Origin of the sequence: Neisseria dentiae (assembly GCF_014055005.1) — a bacterium.
Classification (GTDB): Bacteria; Pseudomonadota; Gammaproteobacteria; order Burkholderiales; family Neisseriaceae; genus Neisseria; species Neisseria dentiae.
On the sequence record NZ_CP059570.1, the window covers coordinates 423,881 to 444,515 of the forward strand.

At 53.2% G+C, this 20,635-nt stretch carries 13 protein-coding genes and 2 tRNA genes; 10 read left to right on the top strand and 5 right to left on the bottom strand.

The features are described 5' to 3' along the window. Nucleotides 1–7 precede the first annotated feature (7 nt). The 8 genes from H3L92_RS01980 to H3L92_RS02015 all read left to right on the top strand — a co-directional run bounded on the left by H3L92_RS01980 (nt 8) and on the right by H3L92_RS02015 (nt 7,903). Nucleotides 8–83, top strand: a tRNA-Gln gene (locus H3L92_RS01980). 9 nt (nt 84–92) lie between these two features. Continuing rightward, nucleotides 93–168 (top strand) — tRNA-Gln (locus tag H3L92_RS01985). 208 nt (nt 169–376) lie between these two features. Beyond that, the gene (locus H3L92_RS01990) at nt 377–1,363 is read left to right on the top strand and encodes a ribose-phosphate pyrophosphokinase (RefSeq protein ID WP_115336354.1); all 987 of its coding nucleotides are present in this window, start codon (nt 377–379) and stop codon (nt 1,361–1,363) included. 67 nt (nt 1,364–1,430) lie between these two features. Continuing rightward, a complete protein-coding gene (locus H3L92_RS01995) occupies nt 1,431–2,003 on the top strand; it encodes a 50S ribosomal protein L25/general stress protein Ctc (protein ID WP_085364994.1) in 573 nt (190 codons plus the stop codon). A gap of 346 nt (nt 2,004–2,349) precedes the next feature. Continuing rightward, nucleotides 2,350–3,606 (top strand): TolC family protein, encoded by a 1,257-nt coding sequence (locus H3L92_RS02000; RefSeq protein ID WP_115336355.1) that lies wholly within the window; start codon nt 2,350–2,352, stop codon nt 3,604–3,606. Between the two features lie 42 nt (nt 3,607–3,648). Continuing rightward, nucleotides 3,649–5,799 (top strand): type I secretion system permease/ATPase, encoded by a 2,151-nt coding sequence (locus H3L92_RS02005; protein WP_085364993.1) that lies wholly within the window; start codon nt 3,649–3,651, stop codon nt 5,797–5,799. Between the two features lie 88 nt (nt 5,800–5,887). Continuing rightward, nucleotides 5,888–7,117 (top strand): HlyD family type I secretion periplasmic adaptor subunit, encoded by a 1,230-nt coding sequence (locus H3L92_RS02010; protein ID WP_085364992.1) that lies wholly within the window; start codon nt 5,888–5,890, stop codon nt 7,115–7,117. A gap of 84 nt (nt 7,118–7,201) precedes the next feature. Then, entirely contained in the window at nt 7,202–7,903 is a 702-nt protein-coding gene (locus H3L92_RS02015; RefSeq protein WP_085364991.1) for a hypothetical protein, read from the top strand. 1,029 nt (nt 7,904–8,932) lie between these two features. Here the strand turns inward: H3L92_RS02015 and H3L92_RS02020 are convergent. Together H3L92_RS02020 and argG are read right to left on the bottom strand one after the other, a co-directional pair. After that, nucleotides 8,933–9,616 carry a pseudouridine synthase gene (locus H3L92_RS02020; protein WP_085364990.1) on the bottom strand — a complete coding sequence of 228 codons (684 nt, stop codon included), beginning with the start codon at nt 9,614–9,616 and terminating at the stop codon, nt 8,933–8,935. 482 nt (nt 9,617–10,098) lie between these two features. Beyond that, nucleotides 10,099–11,448: an argininosuccinate synthase gene (gene argG, locus H3L92_RS02025; RefSeq protein WP_085364989.1), complete on the bottom strand. Its 1,350-nt coding sequence runs from the start codon at nt 11,446–11,448 to the stop codon at nt 10,099–10,101. A gap of 140 nt (nt 11,449–11,588) precedes the next feature. On the opposite strand from argG, the gene H3L92_RS02030 reads away from it, so the two are divergent. After that, on the top strand, nt 11,589–12,392 hold the full coding sequence (locus H3L92_RS02030; RefSeq protein WP_085364988.1) for a competence/damage-inducible protein A: 804 nt from the start codon (nt 11,589–11,591) through the stop codon (nt 12,390–12,392). 322 nt (nt 12,393–12,714) lie between these two features. On the opposite strand, the gene H3L92_RS02035 is transcribed toward H3L92_RS02030, so the two are convergent. Beyond that, nucleotides 12,715–15,471 (bottom strand): S8 family serine peptidase, encoded by a 2,757-nt coding sequence (locus H3L92_RS02035; RefSeq protein ID WP_085364987.1) that lies wholly within the window; start codon nt 15,469–15,471, stop codon nt 12,715–12,717. Nucleotides 15,472–15,883: 412 nt separating this feature from the next. On the opposite strand from H3L92_RS02035, the gene H3L92_RS02040 reads away from it, so the two are divergent. Then, on the top strand, nt 15,884–17,545 hold the full coding sequence (locus H3L92_RS02040) for an electron transfer flavoprotein-ubiquinone oxidoreductase (protein WP_115336275.1): 1,662 nt from the start codon (nt 15,884–15,886) through the stop codon (nt 17,543–17,545). Nucleotides 17,546–17,642: 97 nt separating this feature from the next. Here the strand turns inward: H3L92_RS02040 and H3L92_RS02045 are convergent, their stop codons facing one another. Together H3L92_RS02045 and galU are read right to left on the bottom strand one after the other, a co-directional pair. Next, entirely contained in the window at nt 17,643–19,625 is a 1,983-nt protein-coding gene (locus H3L92_RS02045; protein WP_085364985.1) for a DNA topoisomerase IV subunit B, read from the bottom strand. Between the two features lie 127 nt (nt 19,626–19,752). Further along, nucleotides 19,753–20,625, bottom strand: a complete 873-nt coding sequence (gene galU / locus H3L92_RS02050; protein ID WP_085365144.1) for a UTP--glucose-1-phosphate uridylyltransferase GalU — start codon at nt 20,623–20,625, stop codon at nt 19,753–19,755. Nucleotides 20,626–20,635 lie beyond the last annotated feature (10 nt).

A 20,635-nucleotide genomic window follows, 5' to 3' on the forward strand; every position in this document is an offset into this window, starting at 1 on the left:
ATTGTGTTGGGGAGTCGTCAAGTGGTTAAGACACTGGATTTTGATTCCAGCATGCGAAGGTTCGAATCCTTCCTCCCCAGCCAACCCCGAATTGGGGAGTCGTCAAGTGGTTAAGACACTGGATTTTGATTCCAGCATGCGAAGGTTCGAATCCTTCCTCCCCAGCCAATCGGAAAAGCGTGTGAGTTTCTCGCACGCTTTTTATATTGTGCGGGGAGCGTGCATAAGGCCGTCTGAAAACCGATAATTGCAGGCAGGGGCTTTGAATGCACCATGCTCGGGCGTATAATGTCGGTTTCCGGCCGCGAGGCCAAAAGCGGAAGGAAGCGTGATGTTTTCCGAGCACAAATCCAACACAACCCCAGGTGATGAAGATATGGCTGCATACGACAGTTTGATGGTGTTTACCGGTAATGCCAACCCTGAATTGGCGCAAAAAGTGGTAAAACATTTGGATATTTCACTAGGCAATGCTTCCGTTAGCAAGTTTTCAGACGGCGAAGTCGCAGTCGAGCTTCTGGAAAATGTGCGCGGCCGTGACGTATTTATTTTGCAGCCAACCTGTGCGCCGACCAACGATAACCTGATGGAAGTGCTGACTATGGCCGATGCGCTCAAACGCGCGTCGGCAGGCCGTATTACTGCCGCCATTCCTTATTTCGGCTATGCCCGCCAAGACCGCCGCCCGCGCTCGGTGCGCGTGCCGATTTCGGCCAAACTGGTGGCCAATATGCTGTATTCTGCCGGTATCGACCGTGTATTGACCGTTGATTTGCATGCCGACCAAATCCAAGGTTTTTTCGATATCCCCGTAGACAATATTTACGCCACACCGATTCTGATTAACGATATCCAGCGCCAGCGCATCGAGGATCTGACTGTTGTCAGCCCCGATATCGGCGGTGTGGTTCGTGCACGCGCTGTGGCGAAAGTATTGAACGTTGATTTGGCGATTATCGACAAACGCCGCCCTAAAGCCAATGTGGCGGAGGTAATGAATATTATCGGCGATATCCAAGGCAGAACCTGCCTGATTGTCGACGATATGATCGATACCGCGAATACTTTGTGCAAAGCCGCTTCCGCATTGAAAGAGCGGGGCGCGTCACGGGTGCTGGCTTATGCTACCCACCCTGTATTTTCGGGTGAAGCCGTATCCCGCATCGCTTCTTCCGATATCGATCAGGTTGTCGTTACCGATACCATCCCCTTGTCTGAAGCTGCCCGCAGTTGCGACCGCATCCGCCAAGTAACGATTGCCGGCCTGCTTGCCGAAACCGTGCGCCGCATCAGCAATGAAGAATCTGTTTCATATCTGTTTAATGAAGATGTGTTGACAGCAGGCAGTGTGTTTCTGCCTTAATCCGATGTTGCCTTAAGCTGGTCGCGGCCGACGGCAACTGTTTTGTTTCTTTTGGAGTATTTTTATTATGTCATACGAAATTCAAGCTACCGTTCGCGATGCCCAGGGCACTGGTGCGAGCCGCCGCCTGCGTCGCGAAGGCCAAACCCCCGCCGTACTTTACGGTGAAGGCCAAGAGCCGGTTGCCATCTCAGTGGATCACAAAACCGTATATTATGCATTGGAAAAAGAATCTTTCCATACCGCATTGATTAAACTGACTTTAGACGGCAAAACCCAAGACGTTGTCGTGCGTGATTTCCAAATGCACCCGTTCCGCCAGCAAGTGCAGCATATCGACTTCCAAGTTGTTGATGCCGCCAAACCGCTGCGTATCCGTGTGCCGTTGCACATTGTTAATGCAGAAACCTCGCAAGCCGTTAAACTGCAAGGCGGCCGTGTCTCTCTGTTGAACACCACCGTCGAAGTAGTGGCTTTGCCTAAAGATATTCCCGCAGCTTTAGAATTGGATTGCGGTAATGTAGTAGCCGGCGATATCCTGCATCTGTCTGATATCAAGTTCCCCGAAGGCGTGCAAAGCGTAGCATTGAAACGTAATGCCGACTTGGCCGTTGCTACCGTTACCGGTAAAAAACGCTAAGCAGCCCAGTAAAAAAATCCCATTGCACCGGCAGTGGGATTTTTTCTTTACTGTGTAAAATAATTATTCGGAATATTTTAAGCGTGAAAGTCTTTAGCCGGTATTGTTAAAGATGTGGAGACATTCATAAAATAATAGTCAATTCCGTGGTAGTATGATTTACTGTGTACTTTGGGTAGCTTTTCCCTACCTTTCATCTGAGATTTGCCGGGAAATGTTAAATATAGTGTTATGCTAATAAAATTAGTACAAAGTCCTATCTTTAATAATGGCAAAGATTGCCGGTTATAAGATGTCGGAAGTTGTGCAAACATTACGATGGCTTTATAAAAAAATGAAAAAAAATATGTCCCCATTCTCTCTGAGCGGAAAACTGGAAAAATGGCCGGTTTTGCCGCTACTGTTGCTTTTTAGCCTACAAACTGCCGGGGCGCAGGGGTTGAAAGATATTCTTAAACGTTCTTTGGTTTCCGATCCGGCCTTATTGGAGGCGAAAGCCAATGAAAATGCAGCAAAAAGCACCACGAAAGCCACCCGTGCCGGCCATTATCCGGTATTGGCGCTTACCGGTACCCAAGTTATTACACAAAAACATAAGTACAGCAGCAACGATAAGGATAACGGCCTGGGTGTGCGGGGCAGTTTGAATCTTTATTCTTGGGGCGGTATCAATGCGGCTGTTAGACGGGATAAACACAAAGAGATTTACTACGGCCACAAATATTTTGAAACCCAAGAACAATTGGGTGGCGAGATCGGTAAGCTGTATTTAACGGCATTGCGGGCGAAAGAGTCGTTGGATGTCAGCCGTCAAAGCTTGAACCGCCACAACAATCTTTTGAAAGATTTAAGCATTATTGTTAAATACGACGGTGGCCGCCGTTCGGAGCTGATTGAAGCCCGTTCGCGCCAGTTGCAGGTGGAAACCTCTATGGCGCAACTTCGCCGCACTATGGAAATGGCGCTGAGCCGGTTGTCGAAATATACAACCTCACCGATTTCTCCGGCAGATTTGAAAGATCCGTTTGCCGGTGATTCGGCCTCGGGTATCGTGAAAAAATTTAACAGCGAAGATAAAGGGCTGAACCCGTCTTATCTTGCCCAACAGGCGGAGCGGGAAAGTGTTAAGGCCGAGTTGGATGTAACCAAAGCATCGCGGTTGCCGGCAGTCAATTTGGAAGGATTGGCCACCAAAGACAGCAAAGAGCTTTATTTGAATCTGACTTGGAACGTGTTGGACATGGCCGCACGGCATAATGTGGATAAGAATGCACAGGCGCTGATTGCTGCCGACTCCAAGTCGGAGCAGATTCTCCGCGAAGTTACCGAAAAAGCGCGAACTGCCGAAATCGACATGGCGCAAAGCGAGCAGCGTCAGGACATCACTGCACAGCATATAGCCGCACAAAAAGAAGTTGTGAAATCTTACGAACTGCAATTCAAAATCGCACGCCGAACCCTCACCGATGTTTTGGGGGCTTATAACGAATTGGCGGGCATCGAGCAGGAAAACGTCAGTGCCCGTAACGATTTCCGGGATGCCGCCCTCGAGTATCTGGTTTCCCAGTCGCAGGTTGCCAACTGGGCGGGTGCGGCACGCTAGTTTGAATGAAAAATCCAATAACATTAACGTGAAAACATTACTATGAAATCCATTATCGAACACATTGCTTTGGCTACCCGCCTGTTGGGTGCGCCGGTATCTGAAGCGGCGCTTGCCGCGGAGGTTGTGCGGGATAAAAAACTGAACGTCAACTTCCACTCGCTCTCGGAAGTTTTAAAAAGCCACGGTTTTGAAAACACGTTGTCCAAACGCACTTTGGAAGATATTCCTTCGTTGGCCGTGCCGGTTGTGCTGATTTTGCATAATGAAGAAGCAGCCGTAGTTACCAAAATCGAAGGTGCGGGCCGTAACCGTAAATATCATGTCCGCCAAGCCGATGGTTTGTCTCAAGAATTGGATTATGACCAATTATCCATTCTCTATTTAGGCTATTGCTGGTTTATCAAGCAGAAAATGGTTTCCGATATGCGTTCGGAACTGCCGGAATACCACTTGCCCAAATCATGGTTTTGGAAAGTGATTTGGCGCTTTAGAAGCTACTATTACCAAGTGATTCTCGCCACTTTCATCATCAATTTTCTAGCGTTGGTCAGCTCGCTGTACGTGATGAATGTGTATGACCGTGTGATTCCCAATCAGGCTTATGAAACCCTGTGGGTGTTGAGCATCGGTGTGATTTTGGCAATCACGTTTGAATTTGCCGCTAAAATGATTCGTGGCCATTTGACCGATATTGCCGGTAAAAAAGCCGATTTGATTATCAGCTCGGCGCTGTTCCGCCGCGTAATGGCATTGCGTTTGGCCGACAGACCGGCATCTTCGGGTTCTTATGCCAATAACCTGCGTGAATTTGAATCGGTGCGTGAATTTATGACCAGCGCAAGCCTGTTAACTTTGGTTGATTTGCCGTTTCTCTTATTGTTTATCACAGTAATCGCGGTAGTAGGCGGCAAGTTGGCACTGGTTCCGTTAACGATTATTCCCATTGTGGTGATTGTAGGTTTGTTGGTTCAGCGGCCGCTTTCCCGCCATATCAACGAATCGATGAAAGAGTCTTCCCAACGCTCCGGTTTGGCGGTTGAAGCGATTGAAGGGATTGAAACCTTAAAAACTAACAATGCCACCTCTTGGGCGCAACAGCGTTGGGACGAATACACCGCCAAAACCTCGGCTTCCTCCATTAAGGTGAAAGATACCAGCAATTTTATGGTGAACTTCGCCACCGGTATGCAGCAGTTGAATACCGTATTTTTGGTATTGCTCGGCACTTATTTGATTCACGCGGAAAATCCTGCGGAAAGGATCACGATGGGCGCACTGATTGCTTCGGTTATTTTATCTGGCCGAGCATTGGCGCCGTTGGCGCAAGTGGCCGGTTTGGCAACCCGGTTCCAGCAGGCCAAACTTGCTTTGGAAGGGGTGAACAATATTGTGGAGCGTCCGATTGAGCGCAGCCCCGAGCGTCAATACATCACGTTGGATCATGTGCAGGGTAACGTTACATTTGAGAATGTGTCGTTCAAATACCAGCAGGAAGGCAGTGCGGCGGTTACCGATTTGCGTTTGAATATCCGCCCGGGTGAGAAAGTGGGCATTTTGGGGCGTATCGGCAGCGGTAAAAGCACGATGTTGAAATTGGCCAGCGGTTTGTATGATGCCGAAAAAGGCAGCGTAATGCTCGACGGTGTCGATATGCGCCAGCTTGATCCCAACTTCCTGCGCAATCAGGTAGTGTTGTTGAGCCAGTCGCCGCGTCTGTTTTTGGGCACGCTGCGCGAGAATATGGACTTGGCGCGTACCGACGGTTATTCCACCGACCAAGATTTGCTGACCGCACTCAAGCGTTTCGGCCTCGACCGTATTATCCGCAGCCACCCCCGCGGTTTGGATATGCCGCTGGGTGAAGACGGTTTGGGTTTGTCGGGTGGGCAAAAACAGATTATCGCTTTGGCCCGTATGACTTTGCGCAACCCGAAAGTTGTATTATTGGACGAACCGACTACGGGTTTGGATCAGGCAACCGAACGCATGGCGCTGAATGCCGTCGCCCAATGGGGTAAGGACAGAACCATGGTTTTGGTTACGCACCGCCCGCAGGTTCTGCAAATCGTGAACCGCATTATCGTAATGGATAACGGTAAGGTTGTGATGGACGGACCGCGTGATTTGGTGCTGCAAAAACTGATGCAGAACGAAGGGAAAAACGAAAAGCAACTGCAACCGGCAGCATAAGGTGAAACCGGTTTGCCGCATCACAGCATAACAATAAAGCCGTTACCTTTCAGACGGCCTATAACAAAACCGTAAAGGTATTATCATTATGAGTAGCGAAAACAATATTAAATCCAAAGATTTGGCATTGGTAAACGACCTGAATGCCGCTTTGCAGAAAGAAAAACACAGCGGCCAGTTTTGGGTCATCATTCTGTTTTTCGTATTTTTGGTGGTGTTTGTGATTTGGGCGTATAACAGCCCGATTGAAGAAGTAACCCGCGGTCAGGGTAACGTTATTCCCAGCAGCCGCGAGCAAGTGGTGCAGAGTTTGGATCCGGGCATTATTACCGAAATGCTGGTTAAAGAAGGGGATATTGTTGAAAAAGATCAGGTTCTGCTGAGATTGGACGACACCCGCAGTTCGGCCATTCTGCGTGAAAGCGAAGCCAAAGTACAAAACCTTGAAGCGATGGTTGCGCGTTTGAAAGCCGAAGCCTATGGCACCAATTTAAGTTTCCCGCAAGGTATCAGCAACGAATTGAAACAGCGCGAGCAGGCCGCTTTTGCAGCCCGCCGCCGTGCCGTCAGCGAAGCCATTCACAACTTAAGCATCAGCAAAGCCACTTTGGATAAAGAAATCGGCATTACCGCACCGATGGTGGCGCAAGGCGTAGTTTCGCAAGTGGAGCTGCTGCGTATGCAGCGTGAATCCAGCGATTTGGCCATGCAGATTGCCGAGCGTAAAAACCGCTACATGGCCGATGCCAATAACGAGTTGGTACAGGCGGAATCGGAATTGGCCCAAGCCAAAGAAAATATGGTGATGCGCGCCGACCCTGTGGAACGTTCGCAAATCCGTGCGCCGATGCGCGGTATTGTGAAAAATATCCAAATCAATACCGTGGGCGGCGTGGTGAACGTGGGGCAGGATATTTTGCAGATTGTGCCGTTGGACGACAAACTGCTGGTAGAGGCCTATATCCGCCCGCAAGACGTTGCGTTTATGCGCCCCGGCCTGCCTGCTGTGGTTAAAATCAGTGCCTACGATTATGCCATTTACGGCGGTTTGGACGGCAAAGTTACTTTAATCAGCCCGGATACGGTCAGCAGCAGCAACCAAGCCCGCGTAAACGATCTGAAACTCGACCCCAATCAGGTTTATTACCGTATTTTGGTACAAACCAACAGCAACAGCCTGAAAGACCGCAACGGTAAAGATATGCCGATTATTCCCGGTATGGTGGCAACGGTGGACGTGAAAACCGGCGAAAAAACCGTTTTCCAATATCTCATCAAACCGATTACCCGCATGAAGCAGGCTTTGCGGGAGCGTTAATCTTGGCAGACATACTCAGGCCGTCTGAAACTTTCAGACGGCCTATTGTCTAAATATGGCTTAATTATCTTGAGGATAGTCACTATGCGTAAAATTATGCTTTCTTTGGCCGCCTTGTCATTGCCGCTTTCCGCTTGGGCGGCAAACGATATCGACGCCCAATTGCTGGCTATGGCCGGCCAGTTTGAAGCCGGCAAGGCTGAACACCGTATCAAATCCATCACCTATGATGTTGCCGAGCAGAATAATACTCAGGCTGGCGTGAACATCAGCCGCCAAACCGATAAATTTTCGAATGTTAAATGGTTTTCTTCGGCGCATGCCAACGTAAAGCACAAAATCTCGCGTACTAAAGGCCGGCCTGATGCCAAAAGCCTGATTTTGTTGAACCATTGGGAGTTGAAATGGGCGATGGGTGAAGAAGGGTTTGTTATGCAGAATATCCAAATCAACCCGGTGCCCGCACAGTGGAATGCAAACGGCGGCACTTTTCAAAGCTCGGCCGTATTGGTTGACAGAAACGGGCAAATCGACCTGAAAGAGCAATGCCGTTTGGGCTCATCGGAAGATGCGGCCGTGATTCACCGCAAACTGAAAGGCGCGATGCAGCGGGTGAGCTGTACATTAACCATGAATAACCAAACAGGCACCATGAAGTTAACACAAGGCTTCGAAGGATATTATCTGCCGGGTTATCAGATTTTTATTCCGCGTATTTTATTGGTTACCAACAATAAAACCGGTAGGGTAGACAGGCTGGATTATCAGATTCAGAAAATCCGCTGAGTAAACAGCATCGTTCTTCGCGACCGATACAAGACGGCAAACCATAGGCGCCGAAGCCTTTGCAAAATAGCTTGAGGCCGTCTGAAATGCTTAAATCCCGTCATTAGTTCCGCAGGTTCGCTGTATATCTTCGCGAAGCTAATGACGGTAGAGAAGCATTTACCGGGTATTGGGGCAATGTTGTGAAGTCTTGTTTACCCATCAACAAAACCGCTGCAAATATAGAAAGTTTGCAGCGGTTTTGTTGTGCGGGCGGTTGTTTGGCTAAAACGGCATGAACACGATGAATGTTTTATAGGAGATGCAATTATTTCGATACAAGGCAGCAAGTCGCAGACAGTACACGCGTACGCAACCGATTTTATTGCCGCTTTAGCAGTTTGAGACCTTTGCAAAATTAAAAAAAACATTACAAAAAATTTATTTCCCGTCATTCCCGCGTAGGCGGGAGTCCAGTTGTTTTTTTATTAAGTTATTGAAATAAAATGCTTGATAGTTTTAAGGCTGGGTTCCCGCCTACGCGGGAATGAAGGAATCTAAGTATTTCAGACGGCCTTGAGGTATTTTTGCAAAGGTCTCAGTTTACAAAATCGTTTTCTTTGAGCTAAGGCGCAGCAACGATGCAGCGAAAGTTAAGTTAATCCACTATATATGGTGAAAATATGGTGAAAGCAATATTGATCGTGATACTTGGTTTGTGGGTGTGGAGTATATTTACGCAGCGGCTGAGGCGGTATTAATATTGATGAAAATAGTTAGTTTTAATATTATTAATATAGTTAATTAAAAATTTGGGTTAAAAAAAACCATCTATACTAAGGGGAAAAGTATAGATGGCCAAACACATTACGGGGAAAACGTCTTACTCACTTACTCACTCCTTTCGGAGTAAGTGTTACTCAGACAGGTGAATTATATAATAGTTCATAAGTTTTGGCATTAAGTTTTGTAAACCGGTCTTAAAATCAAACAACATCATGTTTTGTAAGGAAAAAGATTATTTAATACTGTTGTCATTTTGGTCATTATTTACATAACTATAAACTTCCAGCCGCCTTCGGGTAGGTTTTCGGTGGTTTGGTTGCCGAATTTGCTACGATGGAGTTGCTCTACGCGGTTGCCGGCGGCGGCCACCATGCGTTTGACTTGGTGGTATTTGCCCTCGGTGATGGTGAGCAGCAGTATTCGGGGAGATTCGAGCACCGCATCGGCGGCGGCTACGGATTCGTTGTCATCGTGAAGTAAAACGCCGTTTTTCAGGGTGGTGCACAAGGTTTCGTCTGCGTCGTGTTTGAGTGTAACACGGTATAGTTTGGGCACTTTGTGTTTGGGGGAGGTTTGGCGGTGGTTGAAGCCGCCGTCGTTGGTGATCAGCAAAACGCCGGTGGTGTCGGCATCCAGGCGGCCGACGGCCTGCATGGGCAGGCGGCGCATATGGTCGGGAAACAGGCTGAATATGCTGGGATATTGCTGCGGTTTGTGCGAGGTTTCGTAACCTGCCGGTTTGTTGAGCAGGATATAAAAATAGGGCATGGGCACCACTGCCAAAGATTCGCCATTTACTTCGAGGCTTTTTACTTCTTCGGGTTGGACGGTGCTGTGCGGGTTGCTGTACAGGACGCCGTTGATGGCGATACAGCCGTTTTCAATCAGCCACAGGCATTCTTTGCGGGTGCCGATGCCTTGCGATTGGAGGTATTTGAAAAGTTGCATGGTAAGGGTGGGATAGGTTTTCAGACGGCCTGATTGTACTGCAAGGCCGTCTGAAAACCTATTTTATCTATTTTATATAGTGAATCAACTTAGGGAGTGTAGTCGACGGCGTTGCGCTTGGTTTGACAATTCAAGGTTAAAATCCGCACCTGCGGCGTTAGGTAGCGTAGCGGGCTTGCGAAGCTAAAATGCTCACAAGATGTTCAATCTTGCTGCACTTTTTGCCTTGCATCTGCGGATTTTTCCTCAAAAAACCGCTTCACAAGCATTCTGACTAAACCCTCTAGGAAATGTTGCATATGTCATATTCGAGTTTGATCCGAGTATCTCATAGTTTGCTGAAACTCAAGATATCCGTGTCAAGCCCGAGTATGGCGGAGTGGTTGCTAAAATGAGGGTTTGGCAAGTTTAAGGCCGTCTGAAAGCAGATATTCCGCAGAAACTGTACGGCATTGCTTTCAGACGGCCTTTTAGTAGGCAAACTATTTTTCGTTGTTACCCAGCTGCGGCAATACCGAGCCTTCGCCCAGCTGCAGCAGGCCGCTTTGCGAATAGATGCCCAGTTTGGTACGGGTGTCGGCAATATCCAGATTACGCATGGTAAGCTGGCCGATGCGGTCGAGCGGGGTGAAGGCGGCGTTTTCCACTTTTTCCATGCTCAGGCGTTCGGGCGCGTAAGTGAGGTTGGGCGATTCGGTGTTCAAAATCGAATAATCGTTGCCGCGGCGCAGCTCTAACGTTACTTCGCCGGTAACGGCTTTGGCCACCCAGCGTTGCGCGGTTTCGCGCAGCATCAGGGCTTGGCTGTCGAACCAGCGGCCTTGATAGAGCAGGCGGCCCAAGCGCAGGCCGTTGATGCGGTATTGTTCGATGGTGTCTTCGTTGTGGATACCGGTCACGAGACGCTCGTAGGCGATGTGCAGCAAGGCCATGCCGGGGGCTTCGTAAATGCCGCGCGATTTGGCTTCGATGATGCGGTTTTCGATTTGGTCGCTCATGCCCAAGCCGTGGCGGCCGCCGATGCGGTTGGCTTCCAAGAACAATTCCACGGGATCGGCAAACTCTTTGCCGTTGAGCGCAACGGGTACGCCTTCTTCAAAGCGCACGCTCACTTCTTCGGGCTTCACTTCCACGTTTTCGTCCCAAAACGCCACGCCCATGATGGGCTTCACGATTTTGATGCCCGAATTCAAAAATTCCAAATCTTTGGCTTCGTGGGTCGCGCCGAGCATATTGGAATCGGTCGAGTAGGCTTTTTCCACCGACATTTTGTAGTCGAAACCGTTGGCAATCAGAAATTCGCTCATTTCCTGACGGCCGCCGAGTTCGTCGATAAAGGTTTGGTCGAGCCAAGGTTTGTAGATTTTCAGCGCAGGGTTGGTGAGCAGGCCGTAGCGGTAGAAGCGTTCGATGTCGTTGCCTTTGTAGGTGGAACCGTCGCCCCAGATGTTCACGTCGTCTTCTTTCATGGCCGACACCAGCATGGTGCCCGTTACCGCGCGGCCTAAGGGCGTGGTGTTGAAATAGGCGATGCCGCCGGTGGAAACGTGGAACGCGCCGCACTGAATCGCGGCGATGCCTTCGTGCGCCAGTTGCGCGCGGCAGTCGATTAAGCGGGCTTTTACTGCGCCGTATTCTTCGGCTTTTTTCGGAATGGCGTTGTAGTCGTCTTCGTCGGGCTGGCCGAGGTTTGCGGTGTAGGCATAAGGCAGCGCGCCTTTGAGTTTCATCCACAACAGGGCGGCGGAAGTGTCGAGGCCGCCCGAAAAAGCGATGCCGACTTTCTGGCCGGCGGGCAGGTTTTGCAGAATGGTGTGGTTTTGCTGGCTCATGGGGGGAATCCTATCGAATATGGAAATGCCGTTTCAGACGGCCTGAAAACGGGTTATTATTGTATGAATCCGCCTGTTAGTCCAGCCTGAAACGGTTTCGGGCGGCTTGTTCTCACACAACAACCAGCCAAGAGCGTGCCATGATTGATTTCAATTTAATTATTATCGGCGATGAAATTCTGCACGGCAGCCGCGCCGACCAACATTTCGCCTTTTTTAAAAACCTGCTCGAATCGCGCGGCCTGCGTTTGGGGCAGGTGCAGTATCTGCCCGACGACAGGCCGCTCTTGGCCAAACAGTTGCGCCGCAGTTTTTCAGACGGCCTGCCGACTTTCGTTACCGGCGGCATCGGCGCCACTTTGGACGACCACACCCGCCAAGCCGCAGCCGATGCGTTGGACGTGCCGCTGGTGCGCCACCCCGAAGCGGCGGCGCTGATAGACGGCGTGTCGCTCAAACGCGGCGATGCGCTCGATTCGCCCGCCCACCGCCAGCGGCTGCTGATGGCCGATTTTCCGGCCGGCTCCGACCTGATACCCAACAGTTATAACGATATCGCCGGTTTTTCGATACGCGAACACTATTTCATGCCCGGCTTCCCGGTGATGGCGCAGCCTATGGGCGAATGGGTGTTGGAAACCTATTATTCCGGCCGTTTCCACCAAACCCGCAGCGAGCAGCGTTCGGTGTGGGTGTTCGGTATTCCCGAATCGCACGTTGCCCCGGTGATGCGGCATATCGAAGCGGAATATGCGGGCATACGCACGTTCAGCCTGCCCAGCGTCGGCTGGGTAAACGGAAGGGGGGAGAAGGTGCCGCCGCATATCGAATTCGGTATCAAGGCCGTGGGCGAAGCTTGTGCCCATATGGATGCGGCTTGGGCGGATATGCTGGAAAAACTGGCGCAGGCAGGGGCGCGGGTGGAGATGAGTGCGCCCGAATAAGGGGATAAGATGTTGCAAAGATTTCAGGCCGTCTGAAAAGCTTAAATCCCGTCATTCCTGCGCAGGCGGGAGTCCAGCCTTAAAACTATCAATTATTTTATTTCAATAATTTATGAAAAAACGACTGGATTCCCGCCTGTATTTCAAAATCTCTGCCCGGGTTTGGCAAAAGCGTTTGCCATAGTGGACCAACTGAATACCGACTGCCGTCATACTCGGGTCAAGCCTGACGAGTATGACGGCAGTCGGTATTTTCAGACGGCCTCGAAGTGTTTTCGCAAAGGTTTAGGGCCTGTTGCTTTCAGCCTAAGGTCAAACAAAATCAAAACGTCAAACCGATTTTGGCCTGCCAGTGGTTGGCTTTGCTGTTGCCCGGTGTGCTGCGCCCAAAGGCGGCGGAGGCAAACCATTTGCTTTTTTCAACGGTAATGCCCAAGTCTGAAGCGGTTTGGTTTTTGCCGCCTGCGGCTGCGGTGCTGTCAACCGTTATGCCGGATAAGGTGCTGCGGATGGTGGTTTTGCCGCCGTTGAGACGGCGGATATAGCTGAAACCGGCATGGGGTGTGATATGCCAACTGCCGGCGGAGAATGTTTTTTTCACGCGCAAGCCGGTGGCGAGATTGACGTCGGTTTGTTTGAACGGCGCGGTAGCGGTAGCCAATTCGCCGTTTTCGTTCAAACCTTTCATGCTCAAATGCAGGGCTTGCAGGCCGATATGGGGTTCGGCCTGCCAGCCGTTGTTTTCAAAGCGGTATCCGCCGCGTATGCCGCCGCCCAGCAGCCGGCCGCTGTTGCTGCCGGAGCCTAATAGTTGGTTATTGAAGCGGCGATTTTGCCGGTAGGCTATTCGGGCGGCTTGGCCGCTGATGTCGGCGAACCAACCCGCAGGCTGCGGCATATAGCGCAAGGCTAAACCCAATTCGGTTTGGCGGGTGTGCGACGATGCCTGCGCACGGTCGGTTTCTGCGCGGATACGGGTGAGCGAGCCGGCCAGTAAAGCATTTTGCCCCACTTTGTAGGCGATGCCTAAGCCGCTGTGGCGGGCGGCGGTGCCAACCTGCTCGCGGTGGTCGGTGCGGCGGCTTTTGTGTTGTTGGTGTTCCTGCTCCAGCCATACGCCCGTGCCGCCGTCGGCAAGGAGGCGGTAGTCGCCCAGCCTGCCGCCCAAGCCGTTCAGACGGCCTGCCGCGCGGTTGCGGAGCGATTCCAAATTGTCGGCATAAATGCCGTTGCCGATGTGGTAGTGCAGGTTTTGCAGGTTGCCGGTTTCCACAGCCTGTTGCAGCCAGCTGTTGTAGATGCCGCGCCGTAGTGCCTGTTTGCTGTCGCGCAGGCGGTTTAAGGCGGCCAGCCCGCTTTGGGCACCGGCGCCGGCTTGGGTGTCGGCGAAGGGTTTGTTTTCGTTGGCCTTAACCGAAATGCCGTTGTCGGTGAAATAAACATCCTGCCGCAAGCCGAGCTTTTCAAGCAGCGGGCCGGCAGCCAGTTGGTCGAAACCGCCTTGGTAGGTGGCGCCGTTTTTTAAAGTCAGCACTTCGGCAAGGGTGGTGCCTGCGCGGGCGTTTTGCATAAGGTTTTCGTTTACGGCCAGATTGCCTGCCAGTTGGGCGGTGGCGCCGCTGCCTTGCAGGGTGATGCCTTGTTTGCCGGTTATTTCGAGCGTGCTGCCGGCATCGGATTGGAAGCGGCGGTTAACGGTTAAACCGACGGCAGCCAGCCCGGCGCGGTTGGTAACCCGGTCGGCCGATGTTGCACCGTTTAAAGCCAGTTTGCCTGCCTCGACGCTGATGTTTTTGATGCGGTTGTTTTGCCCGGCTAAGGTTAAAGTGCCGCTGCCTTGTTTGGTAAGCGTATGCTCTGCCGTTAAGGTGTTTGACCAAACATCGTTGCGGGAGACGGTGTAGGTTTCATCGTTGAGCAGGCGGGCTGGGCCGTTGAGGGCTTTGCCCGCATTAACCAAACCCCAGCCGTATTGTTCGTCTATGCCTTTTGGGCCGAGGTCGGTGGCGGTGGTCAGCAGGGTGTCGCGTATTTGCGTGGGCGTGAAATAGTTGAAACGCTCTTTCAACAGTGCCAGCGAGCCGGTTACCACGGGGGCGGCGTAAGAGGTGCCGTTTTGTTCGGCGAAGGTGTGCTGTTTGGTTTTGGTTTCCGCACCTTCAACCGATAAAACGGTTAAGTCGCCGGGTGCGGCCACGCACCAGTTTTTGCTGACACCGCAATGGTTGGAATAGGATGCCAGTTTAGCCTGACTATCCACGGCCACCACCGACAGATATTGTTTTTCCAGCCCGGGCAGCCAGCGGGGCAGGGCGGCCAGCGCGCCGGGCTGTTTTTTGCTTTCGTTACCGGCGGAAAATACCAGCAGCGTGCCGTTGCCGGCGGCTTTTTGCAGCGCACCCACCAGCGGGTTGTTGCGGGATTGGGTGGCGGTTTGCCGGTATTTGCCGTCCAGTTCCCGTGCCGTGTTGCTGTCGGAATCTTCGTTCCAACTGTTATTGATGGCCAGCAGGTTGTTGGCGGCGGTTTTTTCGAGTGCGGCAGCGAGCGCGGTGCGGGCGTAGCGTATAGACGGCGATTGGCCGAGCAGCAGCGAGGTTGAGAGTTCGTCGGGCAGATCGGTGCTTGCATCGTGCGCTTCGTATGAAGCCGTATAAAGGTCGGCATTTTGTGCAACGCCGCCCGCATAGCCGTAACCGGGGAGGGGCTTCGCGCCGATAATACCGGCCACCTGCCCGCCGTGAGACGAATAAACATCGCGCTTTTGGCCTTTGTCGTCTTCTTCCTGCTCGATTTCATAAACCGACGGGTCAAACGTTTCTTGTTTTCCCTGCGGGTTGGTGAGGGTAAATTTCACCGTGTGCAGTTTTTTTTGGTTGAACAGGGGGTGTTCGTGGAAAAAGCCGCTGTCCAACACGCCGACTTTCGCACCGCGCCCGGTGTATTGTTTGGCGGCTTCCGCGTTCAGGCCGATTAAGCCGTGCGGGTTGGCGGCGGTGTTGCTTTCGGCATGGGCGTAAACGGCGAGGCAGCTTAACACGATGGTAACGAACGTTTGTTTGTATTTCGGGTTGTTCATGTTTAAACCTTTGATTGAAGTGGGTAAAACGGGTTGTGCGTGCGGAAGGGCCGTTTGTTTCGGCTTTTTTTGGGTTGACGGATAAGACGCACACGGCGCGGCAATGCTTACACCAAATCAATAAAAAAGATTTCAACTGATTGACTGTTTTATGTTTAATATTTATCGGAAAGAAACGGGCAGGGCGTTGTTTTCAGACGGCCTGAAGGCATTTTGCAAAGGCATCGGCCTTGGTTTCTACCGCTATTTGATCCGGCACAGAAGACTGCCCGAAACCTTGCCGCCGTTTTGGCGGCACGATTGCACTATGCTGTATAATCGGGCATTTCAAAACCATAACAGGCCGTCTGAAAAAGGGTGGGGTTAAAAAAACATGCCGAATCAGGCGCCGCAACCAACAGGAACCACAACCATGACCGAAACCATCGAACGCGACAGTATGCAGTATGACGTCGTTGTTGTCGGCGCAGGCCCCGCGGGCTTGTCGGCCGCCATCAGGCTCAAACAGCTTGCGCAGCAGGCGGGGCGAGAAACCAGCGTGTGCGTGGTGGAGAAAGGTTCGGAAGTGGGGGCGCACATTTTATCGGGCGCGGTTTTTGACCCCGCCGTGCTCAACGAACTCTTGCCCGAGTGGAAAACGCAAGGCGCGCCGCTCACCCGCAGCGTAACCGCCGACCAAGTGCTGTTCCTCACCAAAAACAAAGCCTACAAACTGCCGGTTACCCCCAACTTCAACAACCACGGCAACTACATTATCAGCCTCGGCGCATTGTGCCGCTGGCTGGCCGAGCAGGCCGAAAGCCTCGGTGTGGAAATCTACCCCGGCTTTGCCGCCGCCGAAGTGCTCTACCACCCCGACGGCTCGGTGAAAGGCATTGCCACCGGCGATATGGGCGTGGGCAAAAACGGCGAAGCCACCGAAACATTCCAACCCGGCATGGAACTTTGGGCGCAGCAAACCGTGTTCGCTGAAGGCTGCCGCGGATCGCTCAGCCAGCAGGTGATTCAAAAATACGCGCTCGACCGCGACAGCCAGCCGCAAACCTACGGCATCGGCATCAAAGAAATCTGGGAAGTGCCCGCCGGCCAATGCCAACCCGGCCTGGTGGTGCACAGCACCGGCTGGCCGCTCGACACCAAAACCTACGGCGGCTCGTTTATTTACCATCTCGACAATAACCAAGTGGCGGTGGGCTTTGTGGTGGGTTTGGATTACCAAAACCCCTATCTTTCGCCGTTTGAAGAGTTTCAGCGTTTCAAAACCCATCCCGAAATCCGCAAAACCTTCGAAGGCGGCCGCCGTATTGCCTACGGCGCGCGCGCGCTTACCGAAGGCGGCCTGCAAAGCTTGCCCAAACTCGCCTTCCGCGGCGGCGTGCTGGTGGGCGATGCGGCGGGTTTTTTGAACGTGCCGCGCATCAAAGGCATACACACCGCCATGAAATCGGCCATGCTGGCGGCCGAAGCGGTTTTCCCCGTTTTGGAAAGCGCCGAGGCGGCAGAAGCATCAACCGGCGGCAAAACCGCCTATGCCTACGAAGATTTGTTCAAACAAAGCTGGGCCTACCGCGAATTGCACGCCGCCCGCAACATCCGCCCCGCCTTCAAATGGGGGCTGTTCCCCGCCATGGCCTACACCGGGCTGGAACAATATGTGTTTAAAGGCAAAACGCCGTGGACCATCAAACACCACGGCACCGACCACGGCGCTTTGAAAAAAGCCGCCGCCGCCCGCCCCATCGACTATCCCAAGCCCGACGGTGTGCTCACATTCGACCGCATGAGCAGCGTGTTTCTCGCCAACCTCAGCCACGAAGAAAACCAACCTTCGCACCTGAAGCTGAAAAACCCGCAAACCATGCTCGATGTGAACCTGAAAGAATACGCCGCCCCCGAAACGCGCTACTGCCCTGCCGGCGTGTATGAAATCGTGGAAGAAAACGGCAAACCGCAGTTGCAGATTAATGCGCAAAACTGCGTGCACTGCAAAACCTGCGACATCAAAGACCCCACGCAAAATATCGTGTGGGTCTGCCCCGAAGGCGGCAGCGGCCCGAATTACGGCGCGATGTAGTTTGCAGGGTTTGGCCAAACAGCAGAAAGTGTCAAGTCCGTCTGAAAAGTTTTCAGACGGCCTGTTTTTTCCAGCCGGCCTGGATTCAGCCGTCGGGTTAGATATCCACCTGCGCCGTATCGCCTTCGGCCTCCATCCACGCTCGGCGGGCGGCGGCTTCGCCTTTGCCCATCAGCTTCACGAAAATGCCGTGGGTTTCTTCGAGCGCGCCGTCGGGAATCTGCACTTGCAGCAGGCGGCGGGTGTCGGGGTGCATGGTGGTGTCTTTGAGCTGGTCGGGGTTCATTTCGCCCAAGCCTTTGAAACGGCTGATGGCATATTTGTTTTCAGACAGGCCTTCTTTTTGCAGGCGTTCCAAAATGCCGTCCAATTCCGCCTGATCCAACGCATAAATTTTGCGCGCGGGTTTGTTTTTGCCTTGCGCGTTTACGTCCACGCGGAAAAGCGGCGGTTGGGCAACATAAATGTGGCCGTCTGAAACCAGCTTGGGGAAGTGGCGGTAAAACAGCGTGAGCAGCAGCACTTGGATATGCGAGCCGTCCACGTCGGCATCTGACAAAATGGCGATTTTGCCGTAGCGCAGGCCGCTTAAATCGGGGTTGTCGCCCGCGCCGTGGGGGTCGACGCCGATGGCGACGGAAATATCGTGGATTTCGGCGTTGCCAAACAGTTGGTCGGGGTGGACTTCAAAGCTGTTGAGCACTTTGCCGCGCAGGGGCAGGATGGCTTGGGTGGCTTTGTCGCGCGCGAGTTTGGCAGAGCCGCCGGCCGAATCGCCTTCCACCAGAAACAGCTCGTTTTCGCGGATGTCTTCGCTTTCGCAGTCGGTGAGTTTGCCGGGCAGCACCGCCACGCCGCTGCCTTTTTTCTTTTCGATTTTCTTCACCGAGCGCATCCGCGCCTGCGCCTGCCGGATGGCGAGTTCGGCGATTTTTTTGCCGGCTTCTACGTTTTGGTTGAGCCACAATTCGAGCGGGTCGCCCGACACCGCGGCCACCAGCTTGAGCGCGTCGCGGTTGGTGAGTTTGTCTTTGGTTTGGCCTTGGAACTGCGGATCGAGCACGCGGGCGGACAATACGAAAGCCACGCGGCCGAATACATCATCGCTCTGCACTTTCACGCCGCGCGGCAACAGGTTGTGGTGGTTGATAAAGTTGTTCACCGCGCCGAACACGGCCTGTTTCAGTCCGGCTTCGTGGGTGCCGCCCAGCGGGGTGGGAATCAGGTTGACGTAGCTCTCGCTGTTGCACACGCCGTCTTCCAGCCAGGTGAGCGCGAAAGCCGCGCCTTCGCCGGCGGTGAAATCGCTGTCGTGGCCGTTTGAAATATAGTTTTCGCTGGCAAACACCGGCACGGCTTCCTGCGCTTCGCTGATTAAGTCGGCGAGATAGCCCTTGAGGCCGTCGGGGTAGTGCCAGGTTTGCGTTTGCGGCACGGCTTCGCCTTTAACGGGGCGGGTGAGTGACACGGTAACGCCGGGCAGCAGCACCGCTTTGGCGCGCAGCAACCGCTCCAGCTCGGCGATGCTGTAGTTCGGGCTTTCGAAATATTTGCCGTCCGGCCACACGCGCACTTCGGTGCCGGAATCTTTGGCCGCGCATTTGCCGATTTCGCTCAAAGGTTCGACCACATCGCCGCCGGCAAACACGATGCGCCAGATTTTGCCTTCGCGCTTAACGGTTACTTCCAAGCGGGTGGAAAGGGCGTTGGTTACCGACACGCCCACGCCGTGCAGGCCGCCTGAAAAGGCATAGGCGCTGCCGCCGTCTTTTTTGTTGAACTTGCCGCCCGCGTGCAAACGCGTAAACACCAATTCCACCACCGGCACGTTTTCGGCGGGGTGCAGGCCGACGGGAATGCCGCGGCCGTTGTCGCGCACCGAGAGCGAGCCGTCGGCGTGGATTTCCACGTCAATCTGCGTGGCAAAACCGCCGAGCGCTTCGTCGGCGGCGTTATCGATCACTTCCTGACAGATGTGGGTGGGGCTTTCGGTGCGGGTGTACATGCCCGGGCGTTCTTTTACCGGCTCCAGGCCTTTGAGTACGGTGATGCTCGATTCGCTGTATTGGGGTGTGGTCATGGCGGGTGTGGGGTTGGATCAGTCGGGCGGGATTTTAGCATAGATAGCCGGAACGGTTTCAGACGGCCCGTTTCTTTATCACAGGCCGTCTGAAAGCGGTTTAAAGCGTTGCCGGGAAAACGCCTGTTTAGTTTTTGCCGGTATATTGCTGCAACAGTTCGCGGAATGCCGCGCCGGTTTCGGGGTGTTTCAAGCCGTAGGCAACGGTGGCTTCGAGGTAGCCCAGTTTGCTGCCGCAGTCGTAGCGCGTGCCCTCGAAAGCGTGGGCCAGCACGAACTCGTGGTCGAGCAGGCGGGCGATACCGTCGGTGAGCTGGATTTCGTTGCCCGCGCCGCGCGGCAGGTTGGTGAGCAGGTCGAAAATGCGAGGGGTGAGGATGTAGCGGCCGACCACGGCCAAATTGGAAGGCGCTTCTTCGGGTTTGGGTTTTTCAACGATATTGGTGATGCGTTTGTAGCTTTTGAGGTTTTCCACTTCCACAATACCGTAGGAACCGGTTTGGGACGGATCCACCGTTTCCACGCCCAACACGCTGTTGCCGGTTTGGTTGTAGATATCGACCATCTGTTTGAGCGCGCCTTGCGGGGCGTCGATTAAGTCGTCGGCCAGAATCACGGCAAACGGGTTGTCGCCCACGGCGGCGCGGGCGCACAGCACGGCGTGGCCCAAGCCCAGGGCTTCGGCTTGGCGGATATACAGGCAGGTGATTTCGGGCGGCAGGATGTCTCTAACGTGTTCGAGCAGTTTGTCTTTATTGCGCTGTTCCAGCTCGGTTTCGAGTTCGTAGGCTTTGTCGAAGTGGTCTTCGATGCTGCGTTTGTTGCGGCCGGTAACGAACACCATTTCGGTGCAGCCTGCCGCCACGGCTTCTTCCACCGCGTATTGGATCAGGGGTTTATCGACAATCGGCAGCATTTCTTTGGGGCTGGCTTTGGTGGCGGGCAGAAAGCGGGTGCCCATGCCGGCAACGGGAAATACGGCTTTTTTAATCGGTTTGATCATGTGTGGT